The organism is Hymenobacter agri (assembly GCF_054778495.1).
The window spans coordinates 1-750 of the sequence record NZ_BAAGZM010001148.1 but is presented as its reverse complement, the minus strand read 5'-3'; the positions used below and the strand labels follow the sequence as shown (position 1 = coordinate 750).

The 750-nt window shown below is 64.4% G+C and carries 1 protein-coding gene; it reads left to right on the top strand.

Annotated elements, in window-relative coordinates; genetic code table 11:
- Positions 1-96 precede the first annotated feature (96 nt).
- The coding region (locus ACYVDE_RS25020; protein WP_460504221.1) for a hypothetical protein at positions 97-750 on the top strand (654 nt) is incomplete at its 3' end.

The following is a 750-nucleotide window of genomic DNA, read 5'->3' as shown; positions in this document are numbered from 1 at the left end:
CCGCCGCCCGGCCGCCGGCCCGGATGCCGACACTCCGAACCTCCTGTACTGATTCTGAACGGCCGGTTACTGCCGACTCCCATTCGTTTTTCTGCTATGAAGCTGCGTGCTCCACTTTCTCTGGCCACCATTTTCGCGCTACTGCTGCTCATTCTGCAGGTGCGGCTGTGGGTACCCAACTTCGATACCCACAACGTGACGGCTATCCTGACCTGGGATGCCATGGGGTACTACCTCTACCTGCCCGCGCAGTTCATTTACCACGATTTGCGGCACCTGGCCTTCATTCCGCAGATTTTGCAGGAATACAACCCCACGGGCGGCTACTACCAGGCGTTTCAGGTGCACGGCGGCCCGCCCGGCGATATGGTGATGAAGTACCCCATCGGCCTGGCCATCATGAACACGCCGTTTTTCTGGCTCGGCCATTGGGCCGCCGGCCTGTGGGGCTACGCCCGCGACGGCTTTTCGGCACCCTACCAGATGGCCATTGCCATGGGCGGGGTGGTGTATGCGCTGCTGGGCCTGGGCCTGCTGCGGCACGTGCTGCTGCGCTACGTGTCCGATGCCGTGACGGCCCTCACGCTGGGAATGCTGGTGATAGGGTCCAACTTTCTGCACTACGCCGCCATCGACGGGGCCATGGCCCACGTGCCGGGCTTTGCCCTCTACGCGCTGCTGCTGTGGCTCACGGTGCGCTGGCACGAGCGGCCGGGCCGGGGCTGGGCGGCGGCCATTGGCCTCACGCTG